Source organism: Dokdonella ginsengisoli (assembly GCF_042652785.1).
Taxonomy (GTDB): Bacteria; Pseudomonadota; Gammaproteobacteria; order Xanthomonadales; family Rhodanobacteraceae; genus Dokdonella_A; species Dokdonella_A ginsengisoli.
This window is the reverse complement of the sequence record NZ_JBHSHD010000006.1, coordinates 331,857-348,597: the sequence shown is the minus strand read 5'-3', so window position 1 is coordinate 348,597 and position 16,741 is coordinate 331,857. Positions and strand designations below refer to the sequence as shown.

Genomic DNA, 16,741 nt, shown 5'->3' with positions numbered 1-16,741 from the left:
ACGCTCGTCACCTGGTTTTTACCGCTTGCGCGCATGATCCGCGCGCGCGTCCGGCCGCCGCAGGCCCGATGCCGATCAAGGACTCTCGATGGCAAAGAATCTCCTGATCGTCGAATCGCCAGCGAAGGCGAAGACGATCAACAAGTATCTGGGCAAGGACTTCCACGTGCTGGCCTCCTACGGCCACGTGCGCGATCTCGTGCCGAAGGAGGGCGCGGTCGATCCCGACCGCCACTTCGCGATGAACTACGAGGTGATCGACCGCAACGAGAAGCACGTCGACGCGATCGCCAAGGCGGCGAAGACGGCCGAGGCGCTCTATCTGGCGACCGACTTGGATCGCGAAGGCGAGGCGATCTCCTGGCACATCGCCGAGATCCTGAAGGCGCGCGGCCTGCTCGACGGCCGCGACCTGCACCGCGTGGTGTTCAGCGAGATCACGCCGCGCGCGATCAAGGAAGCGGTCGCGCACCCGCGCAAGCTGTCGATGGACCTGGTCAACGCGCAGCAGGCGCGGCGCGCGCTCGACTACCTGGTCGGCTTCAACCTGTCGCCGGTGCTGTGGCGCAAGGTGCAGCGCGGCCTCTCCGCCGGCCGCGTGCAGTCGCCGGCGCTGCGCATGATCGTCGAGCGCGAGGAAGAGATCGAGGCGTTCAAGGCGCGCGAGTACTGGACGATCGAAGCCGACTGCGCGCATCCGGACCAGGCCTTCAAGGCGCGCCTGACCCGGCTGCGCGGCAAGAAGTTCGAGCAGTTCGACCTGACCAACGAGACCGACGCGCACGCCGCGCGCGAGGCGCTGCTGCGCTCGGCGCAGGGGCGCCTGGTCGTCGCCAACGTCGAGTCGAAGGAGCGCAAGCGCCGTCCGTCGCCGCCGTTCACCACCTCGACGCTGCAGCAGGAAGCCGCGCGCAAGCTCGGCTTCTCGACCAGCCGCACGATGAAGATCGCGCAGGGCCTGTACGAAGGCGTCGCCCTCGGCGACGAGGGCGTGGTCGGCCTGATCACTTACATGCGTACCGACGCGGTCTCGCTGTCGATGGACGCGATCGCCGAGCTACGCGACGTCATCGGCCGCGATTACGGCGCACGCGCGCTGCCCGAGCAGCCGCATTTCTACCGCAACAAGTCCAAGAACGCGCAGGAAGCGCACGAGGCGATCCGTCCGACCTCGGCGCTGCACCGGCCCAAGGACATCGCCCACTACCTCAGCGACGAGCAGCGCAAGCTGTACGAGCTGATCTGGAAGCGCGCGCTGGCCAGCCAGATGCAGCACGCGACGCTGAACACGGTGTCGGTCGATCTCGACGCCGGCGGCGATTCGATGTTCCGCGCCAGCGGCACGACGGTGGTCGATCCGGGCTTCCTCGCCGTCTACGAGGAAGGCCGCGACGCGAAGAACGCCGAAGACGAGGACGAGGGGCGCAAGCTGCCGGCGATGACGATCGGCGAGGCCGTGCCGCTCGCCGCGATCGAGGCCGACCAGCACTTCACCGAGCCGCCGCCGCGCTATTCGGAAGCCTCGCTGGTCAAGGCGCTCGAGGAATACGGCATCGGCCGCCCGTCGACCTACGCCAGCATCATCCAGGTGCTGCTCAATCGCGAATACGTGATCCTCGAGTCGCGCCGCTTCCGACCGACCGACGTCGGCCGCGCGGTCGGCAAGTTCCTGTCCGGGCACTTCGCCCAGTACGTCGACTACGACTTCACCGCCAAGCTCGAGGACGAACTCGACGCGGTCAGCCGCGGCGAAGAGGACTGGGTGCCGCTGCTGGAGAAGTTCTGGAAGCCGTTCAAGGCGACCGTCGACGACAAGAACGAGACCGTCGACCGCTCCGAGGCGACCGGCGCGCGCGAGCTGGGCATCGATCCGAAGTCCGGCAAGCCGGTGCAGGTGCGCCTGGGCCGCTACGGGCCGTTCGCGCAGATCGGCACCAAGGACGACGAGGACAAGCCGAAGTTCGCCTCGCTGCGTCCCGGCCAGAGCATGCACACGATCACGCTCGAGGAAGCGCTGGAGCTGTTCAAGCTGCCGCGCAACCTCGGCAAGGCCGACGACGGCGAGGAGATCACGGTCGGCGTCGGCCGCTTCGGTCCGTTCGTCAAGCACGGCTCGATGTACGCCTCGCTGCAGGCCGAAGACGATCCGTACACGATCGAGCTGCCGCGCGCGCTGGAGCTGATCCGCGCCAAGATCGAAGCCGCCGCCAACCGCGTCATCCAGGATTTCGGCAACGGCATCCAGGTGCTGAACGGCCGCTATGGCCCGTACATCACCGACGGCGAGAAGAACGCGCGCATCCCCAAGGACAAGGAGCCGCGCGAGTTGACCGAAGCCGAATGCGCGGCCCTGCTGGCGGCCGCTCCGAACCGCCCCAAGCGCGGCGGTGGCCGCTTCGGCAAGGGCAAGGCGGCCAAGACGACGGCGGCGTCGGCGGAAAAGGCCCCGAAGAAGGCGGCCGCCAAGAAGGCGCCGGCCAAGAAAGCCGCGGCGAAAAAGGCCCCCGCCAAGAAGGCTCCAGCGAAGAAGGCAACGGTCAAGTCCGTGAAGACGGCCGCCGAGAAGTAGCCCAACGGCGATGAAATCCGTCCACCTGCTGGCTGTTGCAGTGGGCTCCGGCGTCGCGCAAAAGGTTTTGCGCTGGTGGCAAGGCTACAGCGTGGACGTGGACGCCGGCCTCGGATTGCTCGCCCCTCTGGTGTATCTGCCGGTTGCGGCGGTTCCCACCCTGATCGCAGGCGTGGCGATCGTTCGAGTACTTGTGCGGCGCCCGCCGGTCTCCGAACAGCTGATCTTGCTGTCAATTTCGCTGCTCGTCGTATTGCTCCAAGTTGCAACGCCCTCGCCCACGATGGCGGGCTTTGAAATGCGCATGAACCGATTCGGCGAGCCGGAATTCCAGGCTCTGGCCAGCTCCATCCGCTCGATGCGGGGGAGCGAACGATTTGCCGGTGATCGGTTCGGCCAAAAACTTGCCAAGGCGCTCCGCAACGATCACGCCATACTGCGGGTGTCGTCCTGGCAGCCGAAGATTTTCGTCAGCTCATTATCGGTTCGAGTGCTCTGGGGCAGCGGACTTACCGGCGCGCTCGCGGTGGAAATCCAAGACGCAGCCATGGAACCCTCCGTCTCCGTGGACGTCTTGAATTCGGAGAAACTTTATCCTCGGGTGCAACTCCTGCAGATCTTCTAGCCCGCGAACCGCCCGAAACATACTGGCCATGCAGCCCTTCGCTGCCGAGGTCGGCCAATTCCTCCTCGAACGAACGATTCTGCCGACACCCGCCGTGGACGACACCGCACGAAATCTTGCAAAAGCCGTCGATGCTCTGCGAAACGGCGGCATCGTGGCTTACCCGACCGAAGCGGTCTTCGGCCTCGGCTGCGACCCCGCCGACCACGACGCCTTCCAGCGGCTGTTCGCCCTGAAGCAGCGCCCACCAACCCAGGGCGTGCTGCTGATCGGCGCCGACTTCGACCAGGTCGCGCCCTACGTCGACCTCGCCGCGACGCCGGCCGCGGCGATCGAGCGCGCCCGGGCGAGCTGGCCCGGCCCCGCCACCTGGGTGTTTCCGCGTGCGGCCACCGTGCCGTCCTGGATCGCCGGCGCGCACGCCGGCATCGCGCTGCGCGTCACCGCACACGCGCCGGCCGCCGCGCTGTGCCGCGCATTCGGTCACGCGCTGGTCTCCACCAGCGCCAATCGCCACGGCGAACCGCCGGCGCGCACGGTCGAAGACGTGCGCCGGGCCTTCGGCGAGGACCTCCCGATCCTGAACGGAAACGTCGGGGGACTTGAGCGGCCGACGCCAATCCGCGACGCTATCAGCGGGGCGATGCTGCGAAACTGATCGTTGCGGGGACTTATGGTTGCGGTCATCAAGCATGCGGGGCGCGAGCCGCGCGTGCTGTCATTGCTCAATTTCACGAAGGCGCGGCGCGCGCTGGCCTGGCGCGACGGCCGCCCGATCGACACGGCGGAATTCCTCGCCGACGTCGCGAAAGTCGCCGCGCTGCTGCCGCCGGCACGCAGCGCGGTCAATCTGTGCGTCGACCGCTACGCCTTCCTGGTCGCATTCTGCGCCGTGCTCACCCGCGGCCAGACCAATCTCCTGCCGCCGTCACGCGCGCCGCAGGCGATCGAGGAGACGCTCGCCGCCAATCCCGGCAGTTACGTGCTCGGCGAATGCGCACCGGCGGCGGCGATGCCGCGCTTCGTCGCGCTGCCGCTGCTCGGCGGCGAGGCGACCGACGCGCAGCCGGCGATCGCCGCCGAGCAGGTCGCGGCGATCGGCTACACCTCCGGCAGCACCGGCCAGCCCAAGCCCAATCCCAAGCGCTGGGCCTCGTTCCGCGCCAGCACCGAGCGCAACGTCGCCGCGCTCGGCGCGGCGATGCGGCTAGGGCCGGACACGGTCGCGCACGTCGTCGCGACGGTTCCGCCGCAGCACATGTACGGCATCGAGCTGTCGATCCTGCTGCCCCTGCTCGGACCGTTCGCCGTGCACGGCGGCCAGCCGCTGTTTCCGGCCGACGTCGCCGCCGCCCTGGCCGACCTGCCCGAGCCGCGACTGCTGGTGACCACGCCGGTGCATCTGCGCGCCCTGCTGGCCGATCCGGTGGCATTGCCCAGGCTCGCCGCGATCGCCTCGGCGACCGCGCCGCTGGACGCCGCCCTCGCCGCCGCGGCCGAAGCGCGCTATGGCGCGCCGGTGCTGGAAATGTTCGGCTCGACGGAAACCTGCGTCATCGCGCAGCGGCGCACCGCATTGGAAACGGATTGGCGCCTGTACGACGGTCTGCGGCTGCGGCCGCAGCCGGACGGCACCCTGGTCGAGGCGCCCTACTTCGACCAGCCGGTGGCGCTGCAGGACCTGGTCGAACTGTGCCCCGGCGGCTTTCGCCTGTGCGGCCGCCACGCCGACCTGATCGAGATCGCCGGCAAGCGCGCCTCGCTGGCCGACCTCACGCGACGCCTGCTCGCCCTGCCCGGCGTGCGCGACGCCGCCGTGCTGCAGCAGGAAACGCCCGACGCGATCGGCGTTCGGCGCATCGCCGCGCTGGTCGTCGCGCCGGAACGCTCCGAGGCGGAACTGCTCGAAGCGCTGCGCGCCGAGGTCGATCCCGCGTTCCTGCCGCGCCCGCTGCGCAAGGTCGATGCGCTGCCGCGCAACGAAACCGGCAAACTGCCGCGTGCCGCGCTGCTCGCCGTTTTGCGCGATCAGTCCTAGCTTCTGCGATCGTCCTTGATCGCCCTCCTCTCGAACGCTGTCCACAGCTCGAGCGCCGCGACGCCGGAGCGCCCAACGCGGCCGTCCTTGGCCGCACTTTTCATGACGGCTTTACTTGCCCGACGACCGCGCCATCATTCGCTGCTCGAAGCCATCCGCGAAAATAAGATCGCCGCCGCCACAGGTTCCAGTTGGCGCGGCGACAGCCGCGACGGCGAAGCCACCACCTTCGAGCCGGCGCTCGACCGGCGCCAGCTTCGCCTGCAGCGCGAAGCCGCTGCCGGCCTGGGCGGCGGACTTGCTCTGCAAGGCGGCCTGCACCTCGAAGCGCACCGGCGCTGCGCTCGCCGAACCGGCGGCCGTCAGAAGGAGCAGTACCGCAGCTGCACCAATGCGACCGCGACCTGGAAGCGGTGGCATCCGCCGTTCGCCGCATCGGGAAATGGGCGCGTTCATCTCACTTCCCCCGCCCGGCTTCGAGCTTGGCCACGCGCGCCATCAGGCGCGTCATCGCCGTCTCCAGCGCGGCGTTCTTTTGCGCCAGATCCCGATTCTTCTGCGCCAGCTCCTGCACCGCCGCGATGGTCACGATCTGCGCAGGATAGGTGTCGACCTGCAGGATCTCGTTGTCCGCCGTCTTCTCGGCGCCCGGCAGGTATTCGCCCGACTTCGTCACCGCGTCCGGAAACACCTCGGCGAACTGCTGCGCGATCACGTTGTAGTAGCGCTGATCGGCGACTTGCGGATGCTCGGCGCGATACGCGTCGGTGTAGCGGAAGCTGACCGGATGCACTTTCGCCAGCGTGTCGAGCGCATCCTCGACCGGTGCGATGTCCTGCTTGATGCGGCCGTCGGAATTGGCCTGCCAGGCGCCGGCGGTGGATTTCGAGGCGGGGCCCTCGACCTTCAAGCTGTCCGCGATTCGTACGGGAGTATTGATATGAACGCCACCCGTGGCCAGTACCTGCATGACTCCGTCGGAATTCCTGACGTAGAGCTTGCCGTAGTGGCCCGATGGAGTTCTCAGTTGCAAGTCGGCGTCGAGGTCGCCTCCCCCGCGCGGATAGATCACGAGGTCATCGGCGGCGAAAGGCACCGTCGACCCATTGATTATGAAACCCCCATCGGCGTAAACGACGAACTGATCCGGCCCCGTGCTTTCGACCCGATTGGCGTCCCCGGTGAAATCTCTGCCGCCCCATACGAAGGTCCGGTCGTGTCCAGCAGGCACGCGGCTGCTGCGCCCGGCGGCGAAACTGTCCACCGCATAGGCAAGTCCGTGGTTGAACGCGGCGGCATGGGCTGCACTCGCCCCGCTGTTGCCCACCTCGAACGAGACGCCATCGGTGTAGTGGCGAATCCCCGCTCCGAAGCGGTCACCCACCCGCATGATCAGATTCTGGTTGTCCAACGTGCCGATGAAACTGCCGCCAGGCAGGCCCGTATTGCCTGTTGTCGACCAGCACTCGCCGCTGCCGTTGATCTCCGAACGCCCGCCCAGTTCGGCGAACTCGCCGTCGCCGGCCTTGCGCACGGCGACGCCGATCCAGCCGCCGTCGGCGGCCACGCTGCCGAAATCGACTTCGGTGCTGAAGCGGCCGTCCTTGACCTCGACGCCGTACAGCGTGATCGCCTCGGCGCGCGGCGCAGCGGCGTTCTCGCTGGCGTAGGGCGTCAGGCGCAGGTCGTAGCGGCCGCTGGCCGGCTGGCCGCCGTCGTCGAGGCTGCCGTGGTAGGTGAAGCTCGCGGCGTGCGCCGCGGTGGCGCCGAGAGCGAGCGCGAGAGCGAGCGCGGCCGGGATCGTGCGGGTTTTCATGAGTCTTCTCCGTGCGTGCGAGGGACACTCCTCGCCGGCACATACGGGAAATCGCGCCGAGCGACGCCACGGGGGGCAAGGAAGGCGATGCCGCTCGCCGGACGTCAGCCTCGCGCCCCTGCCTTCGCGCTCGCGGGGAAAAGGCGTAGCGGCCGCTACCGCTGCGCGAGCCGCTCGCGCAAGCGTTGCAACGGCGCGGTATAGCGCGGCGACAGCGAGCTGTGCTGCGCTTGAATCGCGGCCGCCTGCTCGACCCATTGCATCGCCTCGGCGCGCTTTTCCTGGGCGAGCGCGCATTCGGCGAGCGCGAGCTGGACTTCCGCGATTCTCGGGCTCTTGGGCAGGTACAGGTCGATGCGCGCCGCCAATGCACGCTCGAGAATCGGCCGCGCCGCGGCCGCGTCGCCCGTGCGCAGACGCGCGAGGCCCTCGATCAGATCGCTGTCGGCGATGACCGGACGCAAATAGCGGGCAATGTCGCTCGCGCGCATCCGCTCGCCGAGGGTACTTGCCAGGCGCGCGCTTTTGACGGGATCGCCACCCTGCAGCTCGATTTCCGCTTCCAGCACGGTGCGATGGAAGGACACGAACTCCGCCTCACGCCCCACAGCGTCACCGCGAGGATATTCCTCCAGCAACACGCGCGCTTGCTGCGCATTCCCGAAATCCAGCGCCATGTGAATCTGCGTCGGGACATGGCCGTTGCTCGAGGCGCTCTTGGTACGTTCCCGAATGGCGCGCGCCTCCTCCAGCGCCGCCGAAGCCTCGGGCAGCCTGCCCAGTTCGGCCAGCCGATAGGCCGCGACGAGAAGCGCGGGGGCAAGGCGCGAGTCGGACGTCGTCTCGCGCAGAATTTTCACCGCGGCCGACGCCTCCGCCAGAGCGTCGTCGAATTCTCCCGCGGCACCGAGCGTCACGGCGAGCGTCCGCAGCACGTCGGCGGAAATGGCCGGGTTGTCCGACCCGCCGGCAGGGCCGGCGAGCCATTCCTTTGCCAGGCGCGCGGACTGGAGGCTCTCCTTGATCCGGCCGCCGGAGAACTGGATCGAGGCGATGTTGCTCATCGCCCGCGTTCGGTCGTAGTTGAATTCGCTCCGGTCCTTCAAGCTCAGGTCCAGCGCCTCGCGCGCGGCCGATTCGGCGGCGTCGTAGTCCCTCACGTTCCTCTGCAGTTTTGCCAGACTCGCGTAGGCGCTCATCAACATCGGATCGCGGTCGCCGTCGACGGCGCGTGAGACGCGAATGGCCTCCTGAAGGCTCTCCATGGCGGCTTGCCCGTCGGCGCTCCAGCCCTGGTAGATGAGCGCCCGCACCAGGTCCCTGGACGGCGGGTGTTTGCGCAGCACGGCGACCGCCGCATCGGCCTCCTCGCGGGCGCGGCGCCTGTCCTGATCGAGAAAGGCATATGCCTGCGCGGCGTGGAGACGACCGCGCAGTTCCGAGGTCCGATCGCCGCGGCGATCGAGCGTGCCGGCCGCCGCTTGCAGCAATGCTTTCGCCTCGGCGCTCTTGCCCTGCTCCATCAGCGGTCTCGCCAGGCGCATGCGGTCGCTGGCCGACTCGACGGAATCCTCTCCGTACAGGTCTGCGCTGAGGGCAAGCGCCTGCTGCAGCAGCGGAATGCTCGGATACCCGTCTCCGAGCCCGTTCGCGTACAGGTCGGAAAAAACCCTCAGCAACGCGAGCTTGTTCTCCGGCGCGATGTCGAGCGATTCCTCGATCCGCGCCGCGCCGATGTCGAGCAGTTCGCGCACCGTAGTCTGGCGCGCCTCGGCCGGATCCTTCTGCCCGGTGGAATTCTTGTTGAACAAATCCACCAGAAACCCCTGCACCGCCTCGGCGCGCTGCGCCGCCAGGCGCGCCTTGCCCGCCTGCCAGGCGACCGCGACGGTTGCGACGGCCATCGCCGCGAACAGCAAGCCTGCGGCCGAAAGCGGCAGCCAGTTGCGCACGACGAACTTGCGCAGGCGATAGCCGGCGCTGGCCGGGCGTGCGGCGATCGGCAGGCCGTCGAGATGGCGGCGGATATCCGCCGCGAGCGCTTCGGCGGAGGGATAGCGCCGCGCCGGATCGCGCGCCATCGCGGCCAGCGCGATGCGGTCGAGGTCGCCCCGCAGCTGGCGCCGGCGCGCAGCGGCGACGCCGGTGCCGCGCGTAATCGCCGTGCTCGGCGGCGGCGGCTCAGCGCTCGCCGCGTCATTCGGCGCGAAGCGGCGCGGGCGCGCGTCGGCCAGCAACTCGTAGAGCACGACGCCGAGCGCATAGACGTCGGTGGCGGTGGTGATCGCGCCGCCGCTGAACTGCTCCGGCGCCGCGTAGTCGGGCGTGAGCAGGCGCGCGAGGGTCTGCGTCGGCGCATCCGCCTCGCCGGTCGTCAGCACCTTTGCGATGCCGAAGTCGAGCAGCTTGGGCGTGCCGCCGGCGGTCACGAAGATGTTCGACGGCTTCAGGTCGCGATGCACGACGAGGTTCTGGTGCGCGTACTGCACCGCCTCGCACACGCGCAGGAACAGGTGCAGGCGCGCGCGCAGCTCCGGCACGCGCTCGCGCACGTAGTCGGTGATCGGCACGCCTTCGACGTACTCCATCACCAGATAGGGAATTCCCCTCGCGTCGAGCCCGCCGTCGATCAGACACGCGATGTGCGGATGCTCGAGGCGGGCGAGGATCCTGCGCTCCTGGCGGAAGCGCTGCAGCAGCCGCGGCGTCGGGTAGGCGAGTTGCTTGACCGCCACGCGCTGCTCGAACTCGTCGTCGCCGCGCTCGGCCAGCCAGACCTCGCCCATGCCGCCGATGCCGATCGACCGCAGCACGCGCCAGGCGCCGAATGCGCTCGGCGCGCCGCTTCCTCTCGCCGCCGCCGCCGCGTCGGCGACCAGCCCCGGCGAGCGTTCGATGAAATCGCCCACCTCCGCGTCGGCGCGCAGCAGGCGTTCAACTTCGGCGCGCGTGGCCTCGTCGCCGGCGCACTGCGCGGCGAGCCAGTCCGCGCGCTGCGACTCGGGGAGATCGAGCGCTTGCGCGAACAGCGCGCCGATGCGCTCGCGGTTCATACGTCCGGATGCAGGTGGACGTAGAGCTGCGCTTTCGCGCGCCGCCAGTCGCGGCAGAGCGTGCGTTCACTGGTCGCCTGCAGCAGCGCGATCTCGGCCAGATCGAGACCGCCGAAGAAGCGCATTTCCACCAGCTGAGCCAAGCGCGGCTCGTCCTCCCCGAGCTGGGTCAAAGCGCGGTCCAGCCGCAGCAGTTCGTCGGGCGCAAGCTCGCCGCTGCTCAAGCTGGAAGCTGCTTCGACGTCGATCCACTGCGCGTTTCCGCCGCCGCGCTTGTCGGTCAGCCGCGCACGCGCGTGATCGATGACGATCTGCCGCATCGCCTTGGCGGTGAGCGCGAAGAAGTGCACGCGCCCGCGCAGCTCGCGGCCGTCCGACTTCGCGAGCTTCAGATACGCCTCGTGTACCAGGGCGGTGGTGTTGAGAGTCGATGCGGCGGCGCCGGCGAGTTGCTTGCGGGCGAGAACCTTCAGCTCGCCGTAGACGCGCGCGAACAACGGCTGTACGGCGGAGGGGTCCCCGCCGTTCGCGGCCTCGATGAGCGTCGCGACATCATCGGCCATACGGCCTCCCCGCCACCCTCCGACGGCCGAGTATAACGAGGCAGCCGGCACAGCGACGCGGCGCCGGGGAAGGAGCCTGAAAGCAATCCGTCACTGCGCCCCGAATAGGCGAATCGCCGATACCCGAGCAGGACGGAAATGGATGACCAGCCCTTCGGCCTGTTGAAAGGCGCCTCCCGCATCCGCGGAATGACGGCCGGAGTGCTTGAATGCCCTTCGGCACCCGAACGCCCTACTCGAAGCCGCACCTCATCTGAAAAATGCGGCCATGGACGGCCGCGGGTGGACAGCCCCGAGGGCAATACACCGCAAGACCCGCGAGAGGCCGCAGGCCACGGCGATCCCGGACGGATCGCAAATGAAAGGACGGCCGCGGATGGACAGCCCCGAAGGCAGCCCCCTCACAGCTCGCAAGACTCGCAGGCCACAGCGATCCCGGACGGATCGCAGAAATAAATCGCAGAAAAAAATGCCCCGAGGGCCAGGGGGAGCCCTCGGGGCGGTGAAAACCGGTCTGGGGAGGGACCGGCCTTCGCGGGGTTGCACTCAGGGAGGTGAGTGAACCAGGGCGCCGTTGCGTGCGCCCGGAAACATAGATGGGCATCGGGCCGAAAAGTTTCCAGAGCGGTGACGGGCGCGTTTAGCCGGCATTCATTCCCGTGAAAAGCATGACGAATGGCCTATGCCGCCTCGCGCACCGCCTCAGTGCGCTTCGTCCCAGTTCGCGCCGACCCCGACGTCGACCACCAGCGGCACCGCCAGTTCCGCGGCCGCGGCCATGCGTTCGCGCACGCCGGCGACGACCGCGTCGATGCGGTCCGCACGCACCTCGAACACCAGTTCGTCGTGCACCTGCATCAGCATGCGCGCGCCGTCTTCCTGCTCGAGCAGCCAGGCGTCGACCGCGATCATCGCGCGCTTGATGATGTCGGCTGCGGTGCCCTGCATCGGCGCGTTGATCGCCGCGCGTTCCGCGCCGGCGCGCTGCGCCTGGTTGCGCGAGTTGATGTAGTCCAAGTACAGGCGGCGGCCGAACAGGGTTTCCACGTAGCCGTCGCGGCGCGCCTTCTCGCGCGTTTCTTCCATGAAGGTCTGCACGCCCGGATAACGCGAGAAATAGCGCGCCATGTAGTCCTGCGCCTCGCCGCGCGGCACGCCAAGCTGGCGCGCCAGACCGAACGCGCTCATGCCGTACATCAGGCCGAAGTTGATCGCCTTGGCGGCGCGGCGCTGGTTCGCGTCGACCTCGCCCTGCGGCAGGCCGAACACCTCGGCCGCGGTCGCGCGATGGATGTCCTGGTTGCCGTGGAACGCGGCGAGCAAGCCGGCGTCGCCGGACAGGTGCGCCATGATGCGCAGCTCGATCTGCGAGTAGTCCGCCGCGACGATGCGCCAGCCCTCCGGTGCGACGAAGGCCTGGCGGATGCGCCGCCCCTCCTCGGTGCGGATCGGGATGTTCTGCAGGTTCGGATCCGACGAGGAAAGCCGGCCGGTGGCCGCGGTCGCCTGGCCGTAGCTGGTGTGCACGCGGCCGGTGCGCGGATTGACGATCTCGGCCAGCTTCTCGGTGTAGGTACTGCGCAGCTTGGCGAGGCTGCGGTAGTCGAGGATCACGCGCGGCAGCTCGTGCTGGTCGGCGATCGCCTCCAGCGCCTCCTCGTTGGTCGACGGCTGGCCGCCCGGCGTCTTCACCAGCGCCGGCAGCTTCAGCTCCTCGAACAGGATCGCACCAAGCTGCTTGGTCGAATCCAGGCTGAAGGCATGCCCCGCCAGCGCATGCGCGCGCTCGGTCAGCTCGTGCATGCGCCGCGCGAGTTCGTGGCTCTGCCGCTTCAGCGCCGCGGCGTCGATCAGCACGCCGCGCTGCTCCATGCGCGCGAGCACCGGCACCAGCGGCATCTCGATCGTCTCGTACACCGAACGCAGCTGCGCGTCGCCCTCCAGCTGCGGCCATTGCGCGCGATGCAGGCGCAGCGTGACGTCGGCGTCCTCGGCGGCGTACCGGCACGCGGTGTCGACGTCGACCTGCGAGAACGAGATCTGCTTGGCGCCCTTGCCGGCGACATCCTCGTAGTGGATCGTGTCGTAGCCGAGCAGGCGCTTGGCCTGGGTGTCCATGTCGTGCCGCCAGGTCGAATGCAGCACGTACGACTCGAGCATCGTGTCGTGCGCGACGCCGCGCACCGCGACGCCGGCGTTCGACAGCACGTTGATGTCGTACTTCGCGTGCTGGCCGAGCTTGCGCCGCTGCGCGTCCTCGAGAATCGGCCGCAGCACTGCGAACACGGCTTCGCGCGGCAGCTGCGCCGGCGCGCCGGGATAGTCGTGGCCGAGCGGGATGTAGCAAGCCGACTTCGGCTCCACCGCGAACGACAGGCCGACGATTTCGGCGCGCATCGGATCGAGCGAGGTCGTCTCGCTGTCGAAGGCGATCAGCTGCGCGTCGCGCAGTTTCGCGACCCACGCGTCGAGCCGTTCCGGCGTGGTGACGAGTTCGTAGTCGCCGGGTCCGGCGAGCGCGCTGTCGACGGCTTCCGTTTCGCTGCCGTCATTGCCGCGAACGCCGGAACCCGTGTCGCTTTCCGTACCCGCGTTCGCAGACTCTCCGGCCCGCGCCGGCGACGCCGCGGAAGCGCCGGTTGCCTCCAGCTCCTTCAACGCCGCATTGAACTCGTAGCGCTTGTACAGCCCGCGCAGCGCATCGACGTCGCGATCGCGCAGGTGCAGGTCGGCCGGCCCGCGGTCGAGTTCGACGTCGGTCTTGATCGTCGCCAGCTGGCGCGACAGCGGCAGCTGCGGCAGCGCCTTGCGCAGGTTTTCGCCGATCTTGCCGCCGACCTTTTCCGCCGCGGCGATCACGCCGTCGAGGCTGCCGTACTCGGCCAGCCATTTCGCCGCGGTCTTCGGCCCGCACTTCTCCACGCCGGGAATGTTGTCGACGCTGTCGCCCATCAGCGCGAGGTAGTCGACGATCTGGTCCGGCCGCACGCCGAACTTCTCCATCACCGCGGCGGCGTCGAGCGTGGTGTTGGTCATCGTGTTGACGAGTTCGATGCCGGACTCGACCAGCTGCGCGAAATCCTTGTCGCCGGTCGACACCGTCACGTCGATGCCTGCGGCGACGGCGCGCTTGGCCAGCGTGCCGATCACGTCGTCGGCCTCGACGCCGTCGACGCGCAGGATCGGAAAACCGAGCGCGGCGACGATCGCCATCATCGGCTCGACCTGCGCGATCAGGTCTTCCGGCGTGGCCTGCCGCGTCGCCTTGTAGGCGGGATACAGCGCGTCGCGGAACGTCGGCCCCGGCGCGTCCTGCACGAAGGCGGCGTAGGCGGGCTTCTGCTTCAGGATCGTGCGTAGCATGTTGACCACGCCGAACAGCGCGCCGGTCGGTTCACCGGCCGCGTTCGTCAGCGGCGGCAGCGCGTGGAACGCGCGATACAGATACGAGGAGCCGTCGACGAGGACGAGGCGCGGGCGTGGTTCGGACATGACGGGACGCAACGGCAGCGGGCCCGCAGCTTGGCGCGCGCCCGCCGGCTTTGCAACGCCGCCGCCCTCAGCAGCCTTGCGGCGGTGGATTGAGCGTGCACAGGTCGAGGCTGAGCAGCGTGTCCTCCATCGCGGAACGGAAGATCACGTCGCCGTTGGCGAACGCAGGCACCTGCGGATAGCCGACCACGCCGATGTCGGGATTCACGCGCCAAACGATGCTGTCGTTGCCCAGATACACCTGCGTGGCGCGCAGCGGGATCAGGATTTCCAGCCAGAAGCCCTGGTGCATGCCCCACGCGCCGCTGTTGCCGAGCCCGCCGCGCAGCGGCCGGACGGCATACCCCTGCAATCCCGGCGGAAAGCTCGTCGGGCAGCCGTAGTCCGGATCGGTGTCGAGATTGTGCAGGCGGTTGGGGTTGGGAAGGATCCCGAAGCAGAACACCGGGTCGGTGGCCGAATTGGCGATCTCGATGCCCGGCGGCAGGATCAACTCGATGCCGACCGCGCTGCCGGTGCAGGGATTGCCCGGATGGCCGAGCACGACGTGCGTGTAGAACACCTCGCCCACCGCCGGGGTGAAGTCCGGCGGCGGATGGCTGAAGCCGGCATAGCCCATCACGCGGTCGGAGAAGATCGGCGGATCGCTGAGGCAGTACTGGACCGTGCCGATGCGGGTGATGGGGCCGTTGTACCAGGGCATCAGCTGCATCAGCGCGTCGGACGTCTCGACGCGGTCGAGAAAGGTCGCCTGCGCGGCGGCGGGACCGGCCGCCCACGTGCAGGCGACGGCGAACAGGGCGGAAAGAAAGCGCTGGAACATGAGGCGACTCCGGGCAGGGACCGTCCTCTCCTACGCAAAAGCGCGGCGCCGATCCCAAGCAGGGCCCACAGGGCCGTCGTGACGGCGGCAGCGCACGTCGCCAGTTCCCGGCGTCCACGCTGGAGACGATCCTGCGAACCGCTCCGTCCGGACATCCAGGATGCGGCAAGAACGCGCGCCGCGTTCGCCCAGGTTCAACGGCGGTCTGCTAGGCTCCTGCGCATTCCCAGGAGGCGTCTGCATGAACCCGAAAATCCGTCCTCTTTTCGCCGCCCTGCTCGCCGCCTGCCTCGCCGGCACGGCGCCGGCGATCGCTGCCGAACGCAAGCCCCCGAAGGCCGAAGTACCGCCGCCGCCGGGTCTGAACGATCCGGGCGTCGGCACCGCCGCGGCGCCGCAGGCCGGCACGGAAGCGGCCGCTGCGCAGGAGCCGGCCGTCGTCGACGATCCGCTCGCGCCGCCGCCCAAGCCCGACGCGCGCCTGGTGCGCGACAAGGCCTCGCGCGACCGCGCGGCCAATGCCGAGCGCGTCGCCGCCAGCAACGTGACCACGCGCCAGCAGGGCGACGACACCATCGAGGAGTACCGCCAGAACGGACGCTTGTGGATGATCAAGATCAAGCGCCCGAACGGTCCGGTGCAGACGTTCTACGACGAGGACGGCACCGGTCGCCTTGTGCGCGACGCGCGCGAAGGGCCGGTGTCGCCGGTCTACTTCACGCTGTACGAGTGGAAATGACCCGGCCCGCTCACGAGCCTCAGAGCCAGTCGCGCGGCGTCAGATACTCGGCCAGCCGCGCCTCCGCGCTGCCCGGTTCCGGCACGTAGCCGTACTCGAAGCGCACGCGCGGCGGCAGGCTCATCAGGATCGATTCGGTGCGGCCGCCGGACTGCAGGCCGAACAGTGTGCCGCGGTCGAACACGAGGTTGAACTCGACGTAGCGGCCGCGCCGGTACAGCTGGAATTCGCGCTCGCGCTCGCCGTACGGCGTCGCCTTGCGGCGCTCGACGATCGGCAGATACGCATCGAGGAATCCGTCGCCGACCGCGCGCGTGAAGGCGAAGCAGCGCTCGAAGTCCCACGCGTTCAGGTCGTCGAAGAACAGCCCGCCGATGCCGCGCGTCTCACCGCGGTGCTTGAGGTAGAAGTAGTCGTCGCACCACTGCTTGTAGCGCGGATAGACCTCGGCGCCGAACGGCGCGCACAGGTCGCGCGCGACCGTGTGCCAGTGGCGCGCGTCCTCGTCGAACGGATAGAACGGCGTCAGGTCGAAGCCGCCGCCGAACCACCACACCGGCGCCTGCCCCTCGGCACGCGCCTCGAAGTAGCGCACGTTCATGTGCGTGGTCGGCAGATACGGATTGCGCGGATGCACGACCAGCGACACGCCCAGCGCGGTCCAGGCGCGGCCGGCGAGTTCGGGCCGATGCGCGCTGGCCGCCGGCGGCAGGTGCTCGCCGCCGACGCGCGAGAAGCCGACGCCGGCCTGCTCGAACACCGCACCGTTCTTCAGCACGCGCGAGCGTCCGCCGCCCAGCGACGGAGCGCCGGCCGGCGGCGATGCGGCAGCGGTCTGGGTGTCCGCGCCGCGCTGCCAGACGTCCTCGGCGAACGAGGCGGTTCCGTCCGCGGCCGCCAGCGCCGCGCAGATGCGGTCCTGCAGATCGCCGAGGAAGGCGGCGACCTGGTCGAGCCGGGATGTCGAAGCGGAAGCGGTCACGGTCGGACTCGGCAGCGAGGACGGCGCGCGGGATCGTAGCA

The 16,741-nt window shown here is 69.0% G+C and carries 12 protein-coding genes; 5 read left to right on the top strand and 7 right to left on the bottom strand.

The window, feature by feature from the left end:
- The first annotated feature begins 88 nt into the window (after positions 1–88).
- The 4 genes from ACFO6Q_RS07475 to ACFO6Q_RS07460 are packed head-to-tail and all read left to right on the top strand — an operon-like array spanning position 89 to position 5,232.
- A complete protein-coding gene (locus ACFO6Q_RS07475; RefSeq protein WP_380019989.1) occupies positions 89–2,569 on the top strand; it encodes a DNA topoisomerase I in 2,481 nt (826 codons plus the stop codon).
- 10 nt (positions 2,570–2,579) lie between these two features.
- Entirely contained in the window at positions 2,580–3,194 is a 615-nt protein-coding gene (locus tag ACFO6Q_RS07470; protein WP_380019988.1) for a hypothetical protein, read from the top strand.
- Positions 3,195–3,222: 28 nt separating this feature from the next.
- Entirely contained in the window at positions 3,223–3,852 is a 630-nt protein-coding gene (gene tsaC / locus ACFO6Q_RS07465; protein ID WP_380019987.1) for an L-threonylcarbamoyladenylate synthase type 1 TsaC, read from the top strand.
- 15 nt (positions 3,853–3,867) lie between these two features.
- On the top strand, positions 3,868–5,232 hold the full coding sequence (locus ACFO6Q_RS07460) for an AMP-binding protein (RefSeq protein ID WP_380019985.1): 1,365 nt from the start codon (positions 3,868–3,870) through the stop codon (positions 5,230–5,232).
- 111 nt (positions 5,233–5,343) lie between these two features.
- Here ACFO6Q_RS07460 and ACFO6Q_RS07455 read toward each other — a convergent pair whose 3' ends face one another.
- From ACFO6Q_RS07455 to ACFO6Q_RS07430, 6 genes are all read right to left on the bottom strand, one after another.
- Positions 5,344–5,688, bottom strand: a complete 345-nt coding sequence (locus ACFO6Q_RS07455; protein WP_380019984.1) for a hypothetical protein — start codon at positions 5,686–5,688, stop codon at positions 5,344–5,346.
- Between the two features lies 1 nt (position 5,689).
- Positions 5,690–7,048: a tail fiber domain-containing protein gene (locus ACFO6Q_RS07450; protein WP_380019982.1), complete on the bottom strand. Its 1,359-nt coding sequence runs from the start codon at positions 7,046–7,048 to the stop codon at positions 5,690–5,692.
- 155 nt (positions 7,049–7,203) lie between these two features.
- A complete protein-coding gene (locus ACFO6Q_RS07445; RefSeq protein ID WP_380019981.1) occupies positions 7,204–10,101 on the bottom strand; it encodes a serine/threonine-protein kinase in 2,898 nt (965 codons plus the stop codon).
- On the bottom strand, positions 10,098–10,664 hold the full coding sequence (locus ACFO6Q_RS07440) for an ECF-type sigma factor (protein ID WP_380019980.1): 567 nt from the start codon (positions 10,662–10,664) through the stop codon (positions 10,098–10,100). Before ACFO6Q_RS07440 ends, ACFO6Q_RS07445 begins: the two co-directional genes overlap by 4 nt.
- A gap of 702 nt (positions 10,665–11,366) precedes the next feature.
- The gene (polA, locus tag ACFO6Q_RS07435) at positions 11,367–14,156 is read right to left on the bottom strand and encodes a DNA polymerase I (RefSeq protein ID WP_380019979.1); all 2,790 of its coding nucleotides are present in this window, start codon (positions 14,154–14,156) and stop codon (positions 11,367–11,369) included.
- Positions 14,157–14,223: 67 nt separating this feature from the next.
- Positions 14,224–14,979, bottom strand: coding sequence for a hypothetical protein (locus tag ACFO6Q_RS07430; RefSeq protein ID WP_380019978.1), 756 nt, complete (start codon positions 14,977–14,979; stop codon positions 14,224–14,226).
- A 241-nt stretch (positions 14,980–15,220) separates the two neighbouring features.
- Here ACFO6Q_RS07430 and ACFO6Q_RS07425 point away from each other — a divergent pair, with 241 nt between their 5' ends.
- Positions 15,221–15,718 carry a DUF2782 domain-containing protein gene (locus ACFO6Q_RS07425; RefSeq protein ID WP_380019977.1) on the top strand — a complete coding sequence of 166 codons (498 nt, stop codon included), beginning with the start codon at positions 15,221–15,223 and terminating at the stop codon, positions 15,716–15,718.
- A gap of 19 nt (positions 15,719–15,737) precedes the next feature.
- Here the strand turns inward: ACFO6Q_RS07425 and hemF are convergent, their stop codons facing one another.
- Positions 15,738–16,700 carry an oxygen-dependent coproporphyrinogen oxidase gene (hemF, locus tag ACFO6Q_RS07420; RefSeq protein ID WP_380019976.1) on the bottom strand — a complete coding sequence of 321 codons (963 nt, stop codon included), beginning with the start codon at positions 16,698–16,700 and terminating at the stop codon, positions 15,738–15,740.
- Between the last annotated feature and the right edge of the window lie 41 nt (positions 16,701–16,741).